The following is a 19359-nucleotide window of genomic DNA, read 5'->3' as shown; positions in this document are numbered from 1 at the left end:
GAAATGGTTATGCCTGGCGACAACGTCACCGTTGTTGTCGAGCTGATCGTTCCGATCGCGATGGAAGAAAAGCTGCGCTTCGCGATCCGCGAAGGCGGCCGTACCGTCGGCGCCGGCATCGTCGCCTCGATCATCGAGTAATCCCAGGATTACCGAAAGTCTGGAAAGGCCCCGCTGGCAACAGCGGGGCCTTTTTCATTGTCACGCGATGGTGACGCCGGCCTTTCGGGCGGCTCTTGCGCTTGGCTGCAAAGCCTTTATCTATCCCTCCGATTTTCATCACGCGGAGGATATTTCATGAAGAAGCGCATTCTTTTCACCGGCGGTTCGGGCAAGGCAGGGCGGCATACGGTGCCGTGGCTGGTTGCCAAGGGTTACGAGGTCCACAATATCGATCTGGTGCCGCTCGACAGTCCCGGTGTCACCAATCTGATCGCCGACATCACTGATAGCGGCCAGGTCTTCAACGCGCTGTCGATGCACCGCGATTTTCCCGATCTGGAAGCAGGGAAGGGCGTTCAGCCTTTCGATGCGGTGATCCATTTCGCCGCCGTGCCGCGCATCCTGATCAAGCCCGACAACGAGACCTTCCGCATCAATACGATGGGCACCTACAATGTCATCGAGGCGGCAGTGAAGCTCGGCATCCGCAAGATCATCGTCGCCTCCAGCGAGACGACCTACGGCGTCTGTTTCGCCGAGGGGCATCGCGACTTCCACCAGTTCCCGCTGGACGAAGACTACGACGTCAATCCGATGGATTCCTACGGCCTCTCCAAGGTGATCAACGAGAAGACGGCGCGCGCCTTTGCCGAGCGCTCGGGCGCCGATATCTATGCGCTGCGCATCGGCAATGTCATCGAGCCGCACGAGTACCAGAAATTCCCGGAATTCTTCGCCGATCCGGAAATACGCAAGCGCATCGCCTGGAGCTATATCGATGCCCGCGATCTTGGTCAGATCTGCCATCTCTGCATCGAGAAGGACGGGCTTGGCTATCAGGTGTTCAACGCCGCCAACGATACGGTGTCCGCCAACACGCCGTCGCGGGAACTGGCGCAACGCTTTTTCCCCAATGTTCCGTTCACCCGCGAGATCGGCGAATACGAGGGCCTGCTTTCCAACCGCAAGATCCGGGAAGTGCTGGGCTTCAGGGAAGAGCACGACTGGCGCAAATACGTGAAGGCGTAAGGCCGAAGCGGAACGGCGGCGCGGTGTTGGAAAAAATGGAAAAACGCACTTGCCAATCCCGCGCAGCCGTCTTAAAGGGTGCGCCATGCTTTAAACGGTGCTTCGAGGCCTTGAGGTCAACAAGCTGAATGCAAAGCGTAAAGGGGTATAGCTCAGTTGGTAGAGCGGCGGTCTCCAAAACCGCAGGCCGTGGGTTCGAGCCCCTCTGCCCCTGCCATTTCCTTCGAACGGTATGCGCGAAATCTTCGCTGCGTTCTGTGAGGAGGGCGGCATAGCGATTTCGTTAAACTTCGGTTCCCCTCTTGTGCAATCGGGAATCGGTGTTTATGTAGGGTTCAACAGACACGCGGTGCGTGGGGCTGATAGTTTCAGCTTTACGCGCCGTAATTGCGTGGGCAGTGATGGCATCCAAATCCAATCCATTTACGTTTCTTCAGCAGGTGCGGTCGGAAACGGCCAAGGTCACCTGGCCGTCGCGCCGCGAGACGATGATCTCGACGATCATGGTTCTCGTAATGGTGGTTTTCGCCGCGCTGTTTTTCTTTGCTGCCGACCAGCTCATCAGCTGGCTCCTGAGCTTCGTGCTCAACATCAGCAACTGATCGGGTGGAGATAGAAGATGGCGGCACGTTGGTACATCGTCCACGCGTATTCGAATTTTGAAAAGAAGGTCGCCGAGGACATCGAGAACAAGGCTCGCCAGAAGGGGCTTGAGCACCTGTTCGAGAAGATTCTCGTGCCGACCGAAAAGGTGGTTGAAGTGCGCCGTGGCCGCAAGGTCGACAGCGAGCGCAAGTTCTTCCCGGGCTACGTCATGGTTCGTGCGAACCTGACGGATGAAGCCTACCACCTGATCAAGAACACGCCGAAGGTCACGGGCTTCCTGGGCTCCGACAACAAGCCTGTTCCGATCCCGGATTCCGAGGCCGACCGTATTCTCGGTCAGGTCCAGGAAGGTGTCGAGCGTCCGAAGGCTTCGGTCAGCTTCGAGATCGGCGAGCAGGTTCGCGTTTCCGATGGTCCGTTCGCGTCGTTCAACGGCACGGTTCAGGATGTCGATGAAGAGCGCTCACGCCTCAAGGTGGAAGTTTCGATTTTCGGCCGCGCTACGCCGGTCGAGCTGGAATACGCTCAGGTCGAGAAGGTCTGAGTTGCGGGTGAGCCGCCAAGGCTCGCTCGTGTGCGGTGGAAACCGCAAATCGCGTGGAAGGTGAGGGGCCTTAGCCGGACCTCGATATTCCGCACCACGCAACCGCAGCCGCCGGAGCGATCCGGCATCAAGGGCCGGGTAACCGGCTATCAATGAAAGGCAGAGAGTTATGGCTAAGAAAGTTGCAGGCCAGCTCAAGCTTCAGGTCAAGGCAGGATCGGCTAACCCGTCCCCGCCAATCGGCCCGGCGCTTGGTCAGCGTGGCATTAACATCATGGAATTCTGCAAGTCGTTCAATGCGGCTACGCAGGAAATGGAAAAGGGTATGCCGATCCCGGTCGTCATCACCTATTACCAGGACAAGTCCTTTACCTTCGTCATGAAGCAGCCGCCGGTCAGCTACTTCCTGAAGAAGGAAGCGAAGATCACTTCCGGTTCGAAGACGCCTGGCAAGGGCGCCAACGCCGGCAAGCTCACCAAGGCTCAGATCAAGTCGATCGCCGAAGCCAAGATGAAGGATCTCAACGCAGCAGATATCGAAGGTGCAATGGCGATGATTGAGGGCTCTGCCCGCGCCATGGGCCTGGAAGTGGTAGGTTAAGACCATGTCAGGCAAGCGCACCAAGAAGATCAACGAAGGTGTTGATCCCACGAAGCTCTACGCACTCGGCCTCGCCATCGGCATGGTCAAGGAGCGTGCTGTCGCCAAGTTCGACGAGACCATCGAAATCTCGATGAACCTCGGCGTTGACCCGCGTCACGCAGACCAGATGGTCCGCGGCGTCGTCAACCTGCCGAACGGCACCGGCCGCGACGTTCGCGTTGCTGTTTTCGCCCGCGGCGCCAAGGCTGATGAAGCCAAGGCGGCAGGCGCAGACATCGTCGGCGCTGAAGACCTGGTCGATATCGTCCAGGGCGGCAAGATCGACTTCGACCGCGTTATCGCGACCCCCGACATGATGCCGCTCGTCGGCCGTCTCGGTAAGGTTCTCGGTCCGCGCGGCATGATGCCGAACCCGAAGGTCGGAACGGTTACGATGGACGTCACGGGTGCCGTTAAGGCTTCCAAGGGTGGCGCTGTCGAGTTCCGCGTCGAAAAGGCTGGTATCGTCCACGCCGGCATCGGCAAGGCCTCGTTCGAAGCCAAGGCTCTGGAAGAAAACATCCGCGCCTTCGCTGACGCCGTCATCAAGGCAAAGCCGGCTGGCGCCAAGGGCAACTACGTCAAGCGCGTAGCGATCTCTTCGACCATGGGCCCGGGCGTCAAGATCGAGCTCGGCTCGGTCACGGCTCCGGCCGCCTAACGAATTTGCCGGGCCTAGGCCCGGCAGCATGCATTCCGGCCTCGCAAGGGGCCGGGATATTCCGGAGAAATCCGGAATCCTGTCCGAGATTGCAGGTGGTTATCCCTTAATCACTTAAGCCTGCATGAGACGGGTAAGACCCGAATTGCATGAAGCTTAGCTTCGATGGATTTGGTTCGAGCCTTGGATGCCTTGTCCTCCTAGCCTTGAGTGGCGCGGAGCGCGAGGGGACAGGATCCTCAAGCGTCGCTTGGGATCGCTTCTGATCCCAGGAGGCAAAAGGCAACCCGGCAGGCCCCGTCAAACGGACCTGTCAACTGGAGATAGGCAGTGGAAAGAGCGGAAAAACGCGAATTCGTCACGGAACTGAACGAAGTCTTCAAGGCTTCGGGCTCGGTTGTCGTGGCCCACTATGCTGGTGCTACAGTCGCGCAGATGAACGACTTCCGTTCAAAGATGCGCGCAGCTGGCGGTACCGTCAAAGTCGCGAAGAACCGCCTGGCCAAGATCGCCCTTCAGGGTACGGAAGCAGAAGGGATCTCTGGTCTCTTCACAGGTCAGACGCTCATTGCATACAGCAATGACCCGATCACCGCTCCGAAAGTCGTCGTGGATTTCGCCAAGACCAACGATAAGATCGTTGTTTTGGGCGGCGCCATGGGAACAACCACGCTCAACGCCGATGCAGTCAAGTCGCTTGCGACCCTGCCGTCGTTGGACGAACTGCGTGCAAAGCTGCTGGGCATGATCCAGACTCCGGCTACCCGCATCGCAGGCGTTGTTGCAGCACCGGCAAGCCAGCTTGCTCGCGTGTTCTCGGCTTACGCCAAGAAGGACGAAGCCGCATAAGGCGGTTTTTTGCTGTTTATAAAACACCGGTTCGAACCGAACAAAAGGAACTGATAACATGGCTGATCTCGTAAAGATCGTTGAAGACCTCTCTGCACTGACCGTTCTGGAAGCTGCAGAACTGTCCAAGCTTCTCGAAGAAAAGTGGGGCGTTTCCGCTGCTGCTCCGGTAGCTGTTGCTGCTGCTGCTGGCGGTGGCGCTGCTGCTGTCGTTGAAGAAGAAAAGACCGAGTTCGACGTCATCCTGACGGATGCCGGCGCGAACAAGATCAACGTCATTAAGGAAGTCCGCGCTATCACTGGCCTCGGCCTCAAGGAAGCCAAGGACCTCGTCGAAGGCGCTCCGAAGGCTGTCAAGGAAGCCGTTTCCAAGGCTGAAGCAGCTGACATCAAGAAGAAGCTTGAAGACGCTGGCGCAAAGGCCGACGTCAAGTAATCTTGAACTGCATCTGGGAGGCGGCGTTTGCCGTCTCCCATTTGCCGTTTTCCGGAACGAATTACCCAAAAGCCGCGTGAAAACGGCTTTTGGGTAATGGGTTCTTCAAGAGGATGGTCTCGAACCGGGACACGCAGGCAATCCGGCCTGGTGGTTTCGGGAAGTGAGACGAGTTTGAACCAACCCATTGCTTGACGGGGTCGACTGGCCATCGGTTCCCGTCCGTTGCAGGCCCGGATGCAATTTTTGAAGGAGCGACGATGGCTCAGACCCTTTCGTTCAATGGTCGTAGGCGCGTACGCAAGTTTTTTGGTAAAATCCCCGAAGTCGCAGAGATGCCGAACCTCATCGAGGTTCAGAAGGCGTCCTACGACCAGTTCCTGATGGTCGAAGAACCGAAGGGCGGCCGCCCTGACGAGGGCCTCCAGGCCGTCTTCAAGTCCGTCTTCCCGATCACCGATTTCTCCGGCGCCTCGATGCTGGAATTCGTGTCCTATGAATTCGAACCGCCGAAGTTCGACGTCGATGAGTGCCGCCAGCGCGACCTGACCTACGCTGCGCCGTTGAAGGTTACTCTCCGTCTCATCGTGTTCGATATCGATGAGGATACGGGCGCCAAGTCGATCAAGGACATCAAGGAACAGTCCGTCTACATGGGCGACATGCCGCTCATGACCAACAACGGCACGTTCATCGTGAACGGCACCGAGCGCGTTATCGTGTCTCAGATGCACCGTTCGCCGGGCGTCTTCTTCGACCATGACAAGGGCAAGAGCCATTCTTCCGGCAAGCTGCTCTTCGCTGCCCGCGTCATCCCGTATCGTGGTTCCTGGCTCGACATCGAATTCGACGCCAAGGACATCGTCTATGCCCGTATCGACCGCCGCCGCAAGATTCCGGTGTCGTCGCTGCTGATGGCCCTCGGCATGGACGGCGAGGAAATCCTCGATACCTTCTACACCAAGTCGCTCTACAAGCGTGCCGGCGATGGCTGGCGCATTCCTTACCAGCCGGAAACCCTCAAGGGTGCCAAGGCGATCACCGAAATGGTCGACGCCGACACCGGTGAAGTCGTTGTCGAAGCCGGCAAGAAGCTGACGCCGCGTCTGCTCCGTCAGCTGTCCGACAAGGGCCTGAAGGCCCTGAAGGCGACCGACGAAGACCTGTACGGCAACTACCTTGCCGAAGACATCGTCAACTACTCGACGGGCGAGATCTATCTCGAAGCCGGCGACGAAATCGACGAGAAGACCCTCAAGGTCATTCTCGACCACGGTTTCGAAGAAATCCCGGTTCTCGGCATCGACCACATCAATGTCGGCGCCTACATCCGCAACACGCTGTCGGCAGACAAGAACGAGAACCGTCAGGACGCTCTGTTCGATATCTACCGCGTGATGCGTCCGGGTGAACCGCCGACCATGGATTCGGCCGAAGCCATGTTCAACTCGCTGTTCTTCGATGCGGAGCGTTACGATCTCTCCGCCGTCGGCCGCGTGAAGATGAACATGCGTCTCGACCTCTCGGTCGAAGATACCGTCCGCATCCTGCGCAAGGACGACATCCTGGCCGTGGTCAGGATGCTGGTCGAACTGCGCGACGGTAAGGGCGAAATCGACGACATCGACAACCTCGGCAACCGTCGCGTTCGCTCCGTCGGCGAATTGATGGAAAACCAGTACCGTCTCGGTCTGCTCCGCATGGAGCGCGCGATCAAGGAACGTATGTCCTCGATCGAAATCGACACGGTGATGCCGCAGGACCTGATCAACGCCAAGCCGGCAGCAGCTGCCGTCCGCGAATTCTTCGGCTCCTCGCAGCTGTCGCAGTTCATGGACCAGGTGAACCCGCTTTCGGAAATCACCCACAAGCGCCGTCTCTCGGCTCTTGGCCCGGGCGGTCTGACCCGCGAGCGCGCAGGCTTCGAAGTCCGCGACGTTCACCCGACGCACTACGGCCGTATTTGCCCGATCGAAACGCCTGAAGGCCCGAACATCGGTCTGATCAACTCGCTGGCAACTTTCGCACGCGTCAACAAGTACGGCTTCATCGAAAGCCCGTACCGCAAGATCGTCGATGGCAAGGTAACGAACGACGTTCTCTACCTCTCTGCCATGGAAGAAGCTAAGTACTACGTTGCCCAGGCCAACGCCGAACTCGACAAGGATGGTTCCTTCGTCGACGAATTCGTCGTCTGCCGTCATGCCAACGAAGTTATGCTCGCGCCCCGCGACAGCATGAACCTGATGGACGTCTCGCCGAAGCAGGTTGTTTCGGTTGCGGCCGCTCTCATCCCGTTCCTGGAAAACGACGACGCCAACCGCGCTCTCATGGGCTCGAACATGCAGCGTCAGGCCGTTCCGCTGCTGCGTGCTGAAGCTCCGTTCGTCGGCACCGGCATGGAGCCGGTCGTTGCCCGCGACTCCGGCGCTGCTATCGGCGCCCGCCGTGGCGGTGTGGTCGACCAGGTTGATGCGACGCGTATCGTTATCCGCGCAACGGAAGATCTCGAAGCTGGCAAGTCCGGCGTCGATATCTACCGCCTGCAGAAGTTCCAGCGTTCGAACCAGAACACCTGCGTCAACCAGCGCCCGCTGGTCACCGTCGGTGACGAGGTCAACCGCGGCGACATCCTCGCTGACGGTCCGTCCACGGATCTGGGCGATCTCGCTCTCGGCCGCAACGCGCTCGTCGCGTTCATGCCGTGGAACGGTTACAACTACGAAGACTCGATCCTGCTCTCCGAGCGCATCGTTGCTGACGACGTGTTCACCTCCATCCACATCGAAGAATTCGAAGTGATGGCGCGTGACACCAAGCTTGGTCCGGAAGAAATCACGCGCGACATTCCGAACGTTTCGGAAGAAGCGCTGAAGAACCTCGACGAAGCCGGTATCGTCTACATCGGCGCCGAAGTTCAGCCGGGCGATATCCTCGTCGGCAAGATCACCCCGAAGGGCGAAAGCCCGATGACGCCGGAAGAAAAGCTTCTGCGCGCCATCTTCGGTGAAAAGGCGTCCGACGTGCGCGACACGTCCATGCGCATGCCGCCCGGCACCTACGGCACGATCGTCGAAGTGCGCGTCTTCAACCGCCACGGCGTTGAAAAGGACGAGCGCGCGATGGCAATCGAGCGCGAAGAGATCGAGCGTCTTGCAAAGGACCGCGACGACGAACAGGCGATCCTCGACCGTAACGTCTACGGCCGTCTGATCGAGATGCTTCGCGGCCAGATGTCCATCGCGGGCCCGAAGGGCTTCAAGAAGGGCACCGAGCTTTCGAACTCCGTCGTTTCCGAATATCCGCGCTCGCAGTGGTGGATGTTCGCCGTCGAGGACGAGAAGGTTCAGAGCGAACTCGAAGCCCTGCGTGGCCAGTACGACGAATCCAAGTCGCGCCTTGAACAGCGCTTCATGGACAAGGTCGAGAAGGTCCAGCGCGGCGACGAAATGCCTCCGGGCGTCATGAAGATGGTCAAGGTCTTCGTTGCTGTTAAGCGCAAGATCCAGCCAGGCGACAAGATGGCCGGCCGTCACGGCAACAAGGGTGTCGTGTCGCGTATCGTGCCGGTCGAAGACATGCCGTTCCTCGAAGACGGTACGCATGTCGACGTCGTTCTGAACCCGCTCGGCGTGCCCTCGCGCATGAACGTCGGTCAGATTCTCGAAACGCATCTCGGCTGGGCTTGCGCCGGCATGGGCCGCCAGATCGGCGACATGCTGGAAGCCTACAAGGCGAGCGGCAACATCGCTCCGCTGCGCAAGACGATCGGCGACGTTGTCGGCGACGGTCCGAAGGCCGAGCAGGTCAAGGACTTCGACGATGACTCGGTCCTGCGTCTTGCCGACCAGTGGAAGCGTGGCGTTTCGATCGCAACGCCGGTGTTCGACGGTGCGCACGAAGGTGACGTCAACGAGATGCTGGCTCTGGCCGGCCTGAAGGAAAGCGGTCAGTCGACCCTTTACGACGGTCGTACGGGCGAGCAGTTCGACCGCCAGGTCACGGTTGGCTACATCTACATGCTGAAGCTGAACCACTTGGTCGACGACAAGATCCACGCCCGTTCGATCGGTCCTTACTCGCTCGTTACCCAGCAGCCGCTGGGCGGCAAGGCGCAGTTCGGCGGTCAGCGCTTCGGCGAAATGGAAGTCTGGGCACTGGAAGCATATGGTGCGGCTTACACGCTGCAGGAAATGCTCACGGTCAAGTCGGACGACGTCGCCGGCCGTACCAAGGTCTACGAAGCCATCGTCCGTGGCGACGATACGTTTGAAGCGGGTATCCCCGAAAGCTTCAACGTTCTCGTCAAGGAAATGCGCTCGCTCGGTCTGTCGGTCGAATTGGAGAACTCCAAGCTCGACGAACAGCAGGCGAACCAGCTGCCTGATGCTGCTGAGTAACCATCTGATAGGGTGTGCGCTGTAATCAGCGCACACCGTTCCCGCTCTGGCCCCGTAACGTGTTGGCCGGGCAGGGACGATTTCGCCGCATTTCGCGGTTATTGTCGTTTTGAGCGTTGGCGCGGCTCCCGGGATTTGCCGCCGGCCATAGCAAGATAAGGGCGCATCCGCCCATGAAGGAGACAGGCATGAACCAAGAGGTCATGAATCTTTTCAATCCGCAGGTGCCTGCGCAGAATTTCGATAGCATTCGAATTTCTATCGCATCTCCGGAGAAGATCCTCTCCTGGTCCTACGGTGAGATCAAGAAGCCGGAAACCATCAACTACCGTACGTTCAAGCCGGAACGTGACGGTCTCTTCTGCGCGCGCATTTTCGGGCCGATCAAGGACTACGAATGCCTGTGCGGCAAGTACAAGCGCATGAAGTACAAGGGCATCATCTGCGAAAAGTGCGGCGTCGAAGTGACGCTGTCGCGCGTTCGCCGTGAGCGCATGGGCCACATCGAGCTCGCCGCTCCCGTTGCCCATATCTGGTTCCTCAAGTCGCTTCCGTCGCGCATCTCGACGCTGCTCGACATGACGCTGAAGGATGTAGAGCGCGTTCTCTACTTCGAAAACTACATCGTCACCGAGCCGGGCCTGACTGCTCTGAAGGAGCACCAGCTGCTCTCCGAAGAAGAGTACATGCTGGCCGTCGACGAATACGGCGAAGATCAGTTCACCGCGATGATCGGCGCTGAAGCCATCTTCGAAATGCTGGCTTCCATGAACCTTGAGAAGATTGCGGGCGACCTGCGCTCGGATCTCGCCGACACCACGTCGGATCTCAAGCAGAAGAAGCTGATGAAGCGCCTGAAGATCGTCGAGAACTTCATGGAATCCGGCAACCGTCCGGAATGGATGATCATGAAGGTCGTCCCGGTCATCCCGCCGGACCTGCGTCCGCTGGTTCCGCTGGATGGCGGCCGTTTCGCGACGTCTGACCTGAACGATCTCTATCGCCGCGTCATCAACCGTAACAACCGTCTGAAGCGCCTGATCGAACTGCGCGCTCCGGGCATCATCATCCGCAACGAAAAGCGCATGCTGCAGGAATCTGTAGACGCGCTGTTCGATAACGGCCGCCGTGGCCGCGTCATCACCGGCGCCAACAAGCGTCCGCTGAAGTCGCTGTCCGACATGCTGAAGGGCAAGCAGGGCCGCTTCCGCCAGAACCTGCTCGGCAAGCGCGTCGACTATTCCGGCCGCTCGGTCATCGTGACGGGTCCGGAACTGAAGCTGCACCAGTGCGGTCTTCCGAAGAAGATGGCGCTCGAGCTCTTCAAGCCGTTCATCTACGCCCGCCTCGACGCCAAGGGTTACTCCTCGACCGTCAAGCAGGCCAAGAAGCTGGTCGAAAAGGAAAAGCCTGAAGTCTGGGATATCCTCGACGAGGTCATTCGCGAGCATCCGGTTCTCCTGAACCGCGCACCGACGCTGCACCGCCTGGGTATCCAGGCCTTCGAACCTACCCTGGTCGAAGGCAAGGCCATCCAGCTGCACCCGCTCGTCTGCACGGCCTTCAACGCCGACTTCGACGGTGACCAGATGGCCGTTCACGTGCCGCTGTCGCTCGAAGCCCAGCTCGAAGCCCGCGTTCTGATGATGTCGACGAACAACATCCTGCACCCTGCAAACGGTGCACCGATCATCGTTCCGTCGCAGGACATGGTTCTCGGCCTGTACTACCTCTCGATCCTGAACCAGAACGAGCCGGGCGAAGGCATGGCCTTCTCCGATCTCGGCGAGCTGCATCACGCGCTCGAAACCAAGGTCGTGACGCTGCACACCAAGATCCGCGGCCGCTTCAAGTCGATCGGCGAGGACGGCAAGCCGTACTCGAAGATCTATGAAACGACGCCTGGCCGTCTGCTCATCGGCGAACTCCTGCCGAAGAACGGCAAGGTCACCTTCGACATCTGCAACCAGGAAATGACCAAGAAGAACATCTCCAAGATGATCGACGCGGTCTACCGTCACTGCGGCCAGAAGGACACGGTCATTTTCTGCGACCGCATCATGCAGCTCGGCTTCAGCCATGCTTGCCGCGCCGGCATCTCGTTCGGCAAGGACGACATGGTCATTCCGGAAACCAAGGCCAAGATCGTCGGTGACACCGAAAACCTGGTCAAGGAATACGAGCAGCAGTACAATGACGGCCTGATCACTCAGGGCGAAAAGTACAACAAGGTCGTCGACGCCTGGGGCAAGGCAACCGAAAAGGTCGCCGAAGACATGATGGCCCGCATTAAGGCCGTCGAATTCGATCCGAACACCGGCCGTCAGAAGCCGATGAACGCCATCTACATGATGTCGCACTCCGGCGCCCGCGGTTCTCCGAACCAGATGCGTCAGCTGGGCGGCATGCGCGGCCTTATGGCCAAGCCGTCGGGCGAAATCATCGAAACGCCGATCACGTCGAACTTCAAGGAAGGTCTGACCGTCAACGAGTACTTCAACTCGACGCACGGTGCCCGTAAGGGTCTCGCAGACACGGCTCTGAAGACCGCTAACTCCGGTTACCTGACCCGCCGTCTCGTCGACGTCGCGCAGGATTGCATCGTCAACCTCGTGGATTGCGGCACCGACAAGGGCCTCACCATGACGGCGATCGTCGATGCCGGTCAGGTCGTTGCTTCCATCGGCGTTCGCGTCCTTGGCCGTACGGCGCTTGACGATATCGATCATCCGGTGACCGGCGATCGCATCGTCGATGCCGGCAAGATGATCCTCGAACCCGATGTCATCGAGATCGAAAAGGCTGGTATCCAGTCGATCCGCATCCGCTCGGCACTGACCTGCGAAGTTCAGACCGGCGTTTGCTCGATCTGCTACGGCCGAGACCTGGCACGCGGTACCCCTGTCAACATGGGCGAAGCGGTCGGCGTTATCGCTGCTCAGTCGATCGGCGAGCCGGGTACCCAGCTCACCATGCGTACGTTCCACCTTGGTGGCACGGCAACGGTGGTCGACCAGTCGTTCCTCGAAGCATCGTACGAAGGTACGGTTCAGATGAAGAACCGCAACATGCTGCGCAACTCAGACGGCGTTCTCGTCGCCATGGGCCGCAACATGGCGGTTCAGATCCTGGACGAACGCGGTGTCGAGCGCTCCTCGCAGCGTGTCGCCTACGGTTCGAAGATCCATGTCGATGATGGTGACAAGGTCAAGCGTGGTCAGCGTCTGGCAGAGTGGGACCCCTACACCCGTCCGATGATGACGGAAGTGGCCGGTACCGTTCAGTTCGAAGACCTCGTCGATGGTATCTCCGTTCTCGAAGCGACCGACGAATCCACGGGTATCACCAAGCGTCAGGTTATCGACTGGCGCTCGACTCCCCGCGGTTCGGATCTGAAGCCGGCCATCGTCATTAAGGACGCCAGCGGCAATGTCATGAAGCTGTCGCGCGGTGGTGACGCCCGCTTCCTGCTCTCGGTTGACGCGATCCTGTCTGTCGAGCCGGGCACGAAGGTTTCGCAGGGTGACGTGCTTGCACGTTCGCCGCTCGAAAGCGCCAAGACCAAGGACATCACCGGCGGTCTGCCGCGTGTTGCCGAACTGTTCGAAGCCCGCCGTCCGAAGGACCACGCCATCATCGCTGAGATCGATGGTACGATCCGCCTTGGCCGCGACTACAAGAACAAGCGCCGCGTCATCATCGAGCCAGCGGAAGACGGTGTCGAGCCTGTCGAATACCTGATCCCGAAGGGCAAGCCCTTCCACCTTCAGGAAGGCGACTATATCGAAAAGGGTGACTACATCCTCGACGGTAACCCGGCTCCGCACGACATCCTGGCGATCAAGGGCGTCGAAGCACTCGCTTCGTACCTGGTCAACGAAATCCAGGAAGTCTACCGCTTGCAGGGCGTTGTCATCAACGACAAGCACATCGAAGTGATTGTCCGTCAGATGCTGCAGAAGGTGGAAATCACCGATGCAGGCGACTCGACCTATATCGTCGGTGACAACATCGACCGTATCGAACTCGAGGACGTCAATGACGGCCTGATCGAACAGGGCAAGAAGCCTGCCTACGGTGACCCGGTTCTTCTCGGTATCACCAAGGCATCGCTGCAGACCCCGTCCTTCATCTCCGCCGCGTCCTTCCAGGAAACGACGAAGGTGCTCACGGAAGCTGCGATCGCCGGCAAGACCGACGGTCTCCAGGGCCTCAAGGAAAACGTCATCGTCGGCCGCCTCATCCCGGCCGGTACCGGTGGCACCATGACCCAGATCCGCCGTATCGCCACGTCGCGCGACGAGCTGATCCTCGAAGAGCGCCGCAAGGGCACGGGTGCGGACTCGGCAACGCCGATGCTGCAGGACATGGCAAACGAAAGCGCGCCTGCCGCCGAATAACGGCAGGTTCGATTGCAGAAATCAAAAGCCGCCCGGAGCGATCCGGGCGGCTTTTTTGTTGACCGCTTGAGATTGCAGGCATGCAAAAGGGCCGCAGTCGAACCGCGGCCCTGTCGGCAGGCATTTCGAAATTTTAGAGTCCGAGGACGGTGCGCAGTTCAGTGCGGGCTGCTTCGTATTCGGCCTTATAGTCGTCATGCTGCATGATCGTCTGTGCGGTGGCGATACCGGCGATACGGCCGGCCTCGATATCCGTCGGGTAGTGGATGCCGCCGATGACGCGGTTCCAGCCATAGGCCCAGGCGCGGCCCATGATGGCATCCTTCTTTTCGGGAACCATGTTCGACAGGACGACGCCCATCAGCGTGCCGAGCGTCGTGTGGCCAGACGGGTAGGAGCCGGACTTCGAGAGCGGCACGACCGGCTTGACGAGCTCGGGATAGAGCAGGTGAGGGCGCGGGCGCTTCCAGACGTCCTTCGCCGGGTCGACGACGGCGGCTTCGGTCTCGACGATGCGGTCGAAGAAGGCCGAAAACTTCGGCAGGTTCTCCTTGGTGAATTTCGGATTGTCGATGACGTCGGTGAAACGCCAGACATTTTCCTCGGCATCGGCAACGGCCTCGGCTTCCATCTCCGGGGTGCGGGTGACCTGGATCGAGAGAAGCTCGCCGATCTCGGCCTTGGTCTTGGCGGAATCATTGGCAGGCGGCGGCGGAAGCAGGTTCAGAAGGTTGACTTCGGTATTGTCGGTAAAGGGCTTTGCCTTGTCTTCGGCAAAAGCCGGCGCAGCAAACGCAACGGCAGTGGCAAGGCCGAGAGCCAGGAATTTCGAGACAGTACGCATTTGGGGGACTCCGTTTGGGGCAATGAAATGCATCTCGCGGGTAACCGAGGATTGTTTGGCGAAGATGACAGAACGGTGTCAGAGCCTGCGGCATAATCGCCGCGCGGCGGCAAGCGAGACTTGCCAAACCAGCGGTGCGTACCAATAATAGTTATCGGAGGAACCCATGGCTCAAAGCGTCGAACTTGGAAATCTGGAAGCGGTTGTTCAGAAGCTCGTCGAGAGCGGCCGCTACAACTCGAAGAGCGAAGTGCTCCGCGAGGGCGTTCGTCTGGTCGAGGAGCGGGAGAAGCAGCTTGCGCTGATGGACGCGGCGCTCGCCCGGGGCAGGGCGGATGTCGACGCCGGTCGCGTCCATGCGGCTGACGATGTCTTCGCTGAGCTCAAGGAGCGCTATGGCCGCATGGCGGACGGCAAATGAAGCTGGTCATCGCGGCAGAAGCCCACCGCGATCTCTTCTCGATTGGCGATTATATTGCGAGGGATAATCCGCGCCGCGCGCTTTCCTTCGTCGAAGAGCTGGAGAGGCATTGCCTGATGATCACCGATCGTCCGCTTGCCTATCCGCTGGTGCCCCGTCACGAGGAGAGCGGGATCAGAAGGGCCGTGCACGGCCGCTACAATATCTTCTATACCTGCACCGCCGACGCCGTACAGATTTTGCATATACTCAACGGCGCCATGAACTATGAGGCAGCTCTGTTTGGCGCCGCCGATAGCTGACGGTCAGTTGAACCGGATGATCGAGACCTCGCCGTCCAGCGCGCCCTGATAGGCAGACGCGTGCGGCTCTTCTTCAGGCACTTCGGTCAGCATGCCGATCTGGTCGAGATCGGCCTCGATGAAGCCTTCCTCGGACAGCGCGTTGAGCGCCTCGCGCACGGCGGTGTCGTCATCGGCGGCTCTCAGCATGATATGCAGGTCGACGCCTTCGCTGCCGTCCGACTCATAACCCTTGCCGATAATGATGAAGACCATCGGGCCTTCGGAGTTGTTGTCGTTGTCGGGGCTGGTGATCATCGGGCGGTCCTTTGAATATGTAACGATTCGTAAACTCGAATCCGCTTCCTGCGGATTTCGTCTGCAATCGCCGATTCCTTAACCGCTTTTCCGGCAAGCCCCAAGTTGAACTTTAAGGGCCGCCGCAAAAACGTCCGGAACCCTTGCAAAGAGGGCGTAAGCCCGGCATTTCAAGGCATTCGCGGCAAGATTATTTCTTAACCGGCCTTGACGTAGGTGAGGGAAACCAGTAGTACCCGCGCCATCGGAACCCATGTGAGGCATGGCTTTCTGGGGCGCCTTGCCCTGGAGTTCACCTCAAACAAGGTTCGAAACGCACGTTGAAGATATGATGCCCGCACGCATGACGCATGTCTTTTGCGTCCTCTGCCCTCTGTGGTCCATCCGTGAAAGCGGATCGGGCCACGTTTTGCGCATTGAGACAAGCGTGTGATCTTGCCGGAGACGGCGTGATTTTACGCCCGAAAGGGTACAGTTAAACGTAAGGGATGGTTGAATGCCTACCGTAAACCAGCTGATCCGCAAGCCGCGCCAGCCGAACGTAAAGCGTAACAAGGTTCCTGCTCTGCAGGAAAACCCGCAGAAGCGTGGTGTTTGCACCCGCGTCTACACGACGACCCCGAAGAAGCCGAACTCGGCTCTGCGTAAGGTTGCCAAGATCCGCCTGACCAATGGCTTCGAAGTCATCGGCTACATTCCCGGCGAAGGTCACAACCTGCAGGAACACTCTGTCGTCATGATCCGTGGCGGCCGCGTCAAGGACTTGCCGGGCGTTCGTTACCACATCATCCGCGGCGTTCTCGATACCCAGGGTGTCAAGAACCGCAAGCAGCGCCGTTCCAAGTACGGTGCGAAGCGTCCGAAGTAATTCGGGTTTTGGTTTTCCGGCGCTGCGCGAGGTTCTCCGCGTGGTAGAGCGCCTTAACAGTTAAGAGACGAGAAGTTATGTCCAGACGTCACAGAGCAGAAAAGCGCGAGATCAACCCGGACCCGAAGTTCGGCGATTTGGTCGTCACGAAGTTCATGAATGCCATCATGCTCGATGGTAAGAAGTCCGTTGCTGAAAGCATCGTTTACGGCGCATTTGACTCCGTACAGGGCAAGTCCAAGCAGGAGCCGCTGGTTGTTTTCCACGCCGCCCTCGACAACATTGCCCCGCACGTCGAAGTCCGTTCGCGCCGCGTCGGTGGTGCGACCTATCAGGTTCCGGTTGATGTCCGCCCTGAGCGCCGCCAGGCCCTTGCTATCCGCTGGCTGATTACCGCTGCGCGCAAGCGCAACGAAACGACCATGGTCGACCGTCTGTCGGGCGAGCTTCTCGATGCATCCAACAACCGTGGTTCCGCGGTCAAGAAGCGCGAAGACACGCACAAGATGGCTGACGCCAACCGTGCGTTCTCGCATTATCGCTGGTAATCCCGAACGGTATCGAAAGGCAGTCCACTATGGCTCGCGAATATAAAATCGAAGACTACCGTAATTTCGGTATCATGGCGCACATCGACGCCGGCAAGACGACGACGACCGAGCGTATCCTTTACTACACCGGCAAGTCGCACAAGATCGGCGAAGTGCACGACGGCGCAGCCACGATGGACTGGATGGAGCAGGAGCAGGAGCGTGGCATCACGATCACCTCTGCTGCGACCACGACCTTCTGGAAGGGCCGTGACGGCAAGATGCGCCGCTTCAACATCATCGACACTCCCGGCCACGTCGACTTCACGATCGAAGTCGAACGTTCGCTGCGCGTGCTCGACGGTGCGGTCGCTCTTCTCGATGCCAACGCCGGCGTAGAGCCGCAGACGGAAACCGTCTGGCGTCAGGCTGAGAAGTACAACGTTCCGCGCATGATTTTCTGCAACAAGATGGACAAGACCGGTGCGGACTTCTACCGCTCGGTCGAGATGATCAAGACCCGTCTCGGCGCAACGGCTGTCGTCATGCAGCTGCCGATCGGTGCAGAAACCGAGTTCAAGGGCGTTGTCGATCTGATCGAGATGAACGCACTCATCTGGCGCGACGAATCGCTCGGCGCACAGTGGGACGTCGTCGAAATCCCTGAAGACCTGAAGGCCAAGGCTGAAGAATATCGCGAAAAGCTGATCGAGACCGTTGTCGAGATCGACGAAGAAGCGATGGAAGCCTACCTGAACGGCGACATGCCCGACAACGACAAGATCCGCGCCCTGGTTCGCCGCGGCACGATCGACGTCAAGTTCCATCCGATGTTCTGCGGCACCGCCTTCAAGAACAAGGGCGTTCAGCCGCTGCTCGACGCTGTTGTCGATTATCTGCCGTCGCCGATGGACATCCCTGCCATCAAGGGCATCGACTTCAAGACGGAAGCCGATATCGAGCGTCACGCTGACGACTCCGAGCCGCTTTCCATGCTTGCGTTCAAGATCATGAACGACCCCTTCGTCGGTTCGCTCACCTTCGCTCGCATCTACTCCGGCAAGCTTGAAAAGGGCGCGTCGGTCATGAACACGGTCAAGGACAAGCGCGAGCGCGTCGGCCGCATGCTGCAGATGCACTCGAACTCCCGTGAAGACATCGAAGAAGCCTTTGCAGGCGACATCGTTGCTCTTGCCGGCCTCAAGGAAACCACCACTGGCGATACGCTCTGCGATCCGCTGAAGCCGGTTATCCTCGAGCGCATGGAATTCCCCGAGCCGGTTATCCAGATCGCGATCGAGCCGAAGACCAAGGGCGACCAGGAAAAGATGGGCCTCGCGCTCAACCGCCTGGCTGCTGAAGATCCGTCCTTCCGCGTCAAGACCGACCAGGAATCCGGCCAGACGATCATCGCCGGCATGGGTGAACTTCACCTCGACATTCTGGTCGATCGTATGCGTCGTGAATTCAAGGTCGAAGCAACTGTCGGTGCGCCGCAGGTTGCCTACCGCGAAACCATCACGAAGAAGCACGAAGAAGACTACACGCACAAGAAGCAGTCCGGTGGTACCGGTCAGTTCGCGCGCGTCAAGATCGTCTTCGAACCGAACGAAGAAGGCGACGACTTCAAGTTCGAATCCAAGATCGTCGGCGGTGCTGTTCCGAAAGAATACATCCCGGGCGTTCAGAAGGGTATCGAAAGCGTTCTGTCTTCTGGTCCGCTGGCCGGCTTCCCGATGCTCGGCGTCAAGGCGACGCTCATCGACGGTGCCTTCCACGACGTCGACTCGTCGGTCCTGGCGTTCGAAATCGCTTCCCGCGCCTGCTTCCGTGAAGCAGCCAAGAAGGCCGGCGCTCAGCTCCTCGAGCCGATGATGAAGGTCGAAGTTGTAACGCCTGAGGACTACGTCGGTGACGTTATCGGCGACCTCAACTCCCGCCGTGGTCAGATCCAGGGTCAGGAGCAGCGCGGCATCGCGATCGTCATCGCGGCCAACGTTCCGCTGGCGAACATGTTCAAGTACGTCGACAACCTGCGCTCCATGTCGCAGGGCCGTGCTCAGTACACGATGACCTTCGATCACTACGCGCCGGTCCCGTCGAACGTCGCAACTGAAATCCAGGCAAAGTATTCCGGTCAGAAGTGACCGGAATACCAATTGTCCGATAACAAGAATTAGCGCCTTCGGGCCTTAGAAGAATGGAGAGCCGGAAATGGCAAAGAGTAAGTTTGAGCGCAACAAGCCGCACGTAAACATCGGCACGATCGGCCACGTTGACCACGGCAAGACGTCTCTGACGGCAGCGATCACGAAGTATTTCGGCGAGTTCAAGGCGTATGACCAGATCGACGCTGCTCCGGCTCCG

18 protein-coding genes and 1 tRNA gene are annotated in these 19359 nt (G+C 59.2%); 17 read left to right on the top strand and 2 right to left on the bottom strand.

The features are described from left to right. From AC1DV9_RS28855 to rpoC, 11 genes are all read left to right on the top strand, one after another. Positions 1-141 (top strand): EF-Tu C-terminal domain-related protein (locus AC1DV9_RS28855; RefSeq protein ID WP_477951260.1); only part of this gene is annotated, 141 nt, incomplete at its 5' end. A 156-nt stretch (positions 142-297) separates the two neighbouring features. After that, positions 298-1191 carry an NAD-dependent epimerase/dehydratase family protein gene (locus AC1DV9_RS28850; protein ID WP_477951258.1) on the top strand — a complete coding sequence of 298 codons (894 nt, stop codon included), beginning with the start codon at positions 298-300 and terminating at the stop codon, positions 1189-1191. A 141-nt stretch (positions 1192-1332) separates the two neighbouring features. Beyond that, positions 1333-1408, top strand: a tRNA-Trp gene (locus AC1DV9_RS28845). A 184-nt stretch (positions 1409-1592) separates the two neighbouring features. Further along, entirely contained in the window at positions 1593-1793 is a 201-nt protein-coding gene (secE, locus tag AC1DV9_RS28840; RefSeq protein ID WP_112390814.1) for a preprotein translocase subunit SecE, read from the top strand. A 17-nt stretch (positions 1794-1810) separates the two neighbouring features. Next, positions 1811-2341, top strand: coding sequence for a transcription termination/antitermination protein NusG (gene nusG / locus AC1DV9_RS28835; RefSeq protein WP_112390813.1), 531 nt, complete (start codon positions 1811-1813; stop codon positions 2339-2341). Between the two features lie 169 nt (positions 2342-2510). Next, a complete protein-coding gene (gene rplK / locus AC1DV9_RS28830; protein WP_112390812.1) occupies positions 2511-2942 on the top strand; it encodes a 50S ribosomal protein L11 in 432 nt (143 codons plus the stop codon). Positions 2943-2946: 4 nt separating this feature from the next. Then, positions 2947-3645 (top strand): 50S ribosomal protein L1, encoded by a 699-nt coding sequence (gene rplA, locus AC1DV9_RS28825; RefSeq protein ID WP_112518757.1) that lies wholly within the window; start codon positions 2947-2949, stop codon positions 3643-3645. Between the two features lie 330 nt (positions 3646-3975). Next, entirely contained in the window at positions 3976-4494 is a 519-nt protein-coding gene (gene rplJ / locus AC1DV9_RS28820; RefSeq protein WP_016553543.1) for a 50S ribosomal protein L10, read from the top strand. A 58-nt stretch (positions 4495-4552) separates the two neighbouring features. After that, complete coding sequence (gene rplL / locus AC1DV9_RS28815; protein ID WP_112390810.1) at positions 4553-4930, top strand: 50S ribosomal protein L7/L12; 378 nt, start codon at positions 4553-4555, stop codon at positions 4928-4930. Between the two features lie 260 nt (positions 4931-5190). Continuing rightward, positions 5191-9330 (top strand): DNA-directed RNA polymerase subunit beta, encoded by a 4140-nt coding sequence (rpoB, locus tag AC1DV9_RS28810; RefSeq protein ID WP_477951256.1) that lies wholly within the window; start codon positions 5191-5193, stop codon positions 9328-9330. A gap of 188 nt (positions 9331-9518) precedes the next feature. Next, positions 9519-13730, top strand: a complete 4212-nt coding sequence (rpoC, locus tag AC1DV9_RS28805; RefSeq protein ID WP_112390808.1) for a DNA-directed RNA polymerase subunit beta' — start codon at positions 9519-9521, stop codon at positions 13728-13730. Between the two features lie 133 nt (positions 13731-13863). Here rpoC and AC1DV9_RS28800 read toward each other — a convergent pair whose 3' ends face one another. Beyond that, a complete protein-coding gene (locus AC1DV9_RS28800) occupies positions 13864-14574 on the bottom strand; it encodes an acid phosphatase (RefSeq protein WP_477951255.1) in 711 nt (236 codons plus the stop codon). A gap of 166 nt (positions 14575-14740) precedes the next feature. Between AC1DV9_RS28800 and AC1DV9_RS28795 the strand changes: the two genes are divergently transcribed. Further along, the gene (locus AC1DV9_RS28795) at positions 14741-14995 is read left to right on the top strand and encodes a type II toxin-antitoxin system ParD family antitoxin (protein WP_112541122.1); all 255 of its coding nucleotides are present in this window, start codon (positions 14741-14743) and stop codon (positions 14993-14995) included. Further along, positions 14992-15297, top strand: a complete 306-nt coding sequence (locus tag AC1DV9_RS28790) for a type II toxin-antitoxin system RelE/ParE family toxin (protein WP_310301511.1) — start codon at positions 14992-14994, stop codon at positions 15295-15297. The genes AC1DV9_RS28795 and AC1DV9_RS28790 overlap by 4 nt, the downstream gene beginning before the upstream one ends. A gap of 3 nt (positions 15298-15300) precedes the next feature. Here AC1DV9_RS28790 and AC1DV9_RS28785 read toward each other — a convergent pair whose 3' ends face one another. Continuing rightward, entirely contained in the window at positions 15301-15594 is a 294-nt protein-coding gene (locus AC1DV9_RS28785) for a transcriptional regulator (protein WP_112390806.1), read from the bottom strand. Between the two features lie 496 nt (positions 15595-16090). Here AC1DV9_RS28785 and rpsL point away from each other — a divergent pair, with 496 nt between their 5' ends. The 4 genes from rpsL to AC1DV9_RS28765 all read left to right on the top strand — a co-directional run. Next, positions 16091-16462, top strand: coding sequence for a 30S ribosomal protein S12 (gene rpsL, locus AC1DV9_RS28780; RefSeq protein ID WP_018902683.1), 372 nt, complete (start codon positions 16091-16093; stop codon positions 16460-16462). A gap of 77 nt (positions 16463-16539) precedes the next feature. After that, complete coding sequence (rpsG, locus tag AC1DV9_RS28775) at positions 16540-17010, top strand: 30S ribosomal protein S7 (RefSeq protein ID WP_112390805.1); 471 nt, start codon at positions 16540-16542, stop codon at positions 17008-17010. Positions 17011-17039: 29 nt separating this feature from the next. Continuing rightward, on the top strand, positions 17040-19139 hold the full coding sequence (fusA, locus tag AC1DV9_RS28770) for an elongation factor G (RefSeq protein ID WP_477951252.1): 2100 nt from the start codon (positions 17040-17042) through the stop codon (positions 19137-19139). 67 nt (positions 19140-19206) lie between these two features. Then, on the top strand, positions 19207-19359 hold a 153-nt coding region (locus tag AC1DV9_RS28765; RefSeq protein ID WP_477824376.1), incomplete at its 3' end, for a GTP-binding protein.

The organism is Rhizobium sp. 01L410 (assembly GCF_056400165.1).
This window is presented reverse-complemented; position numbering and strand designations above follow the sequence as displayed.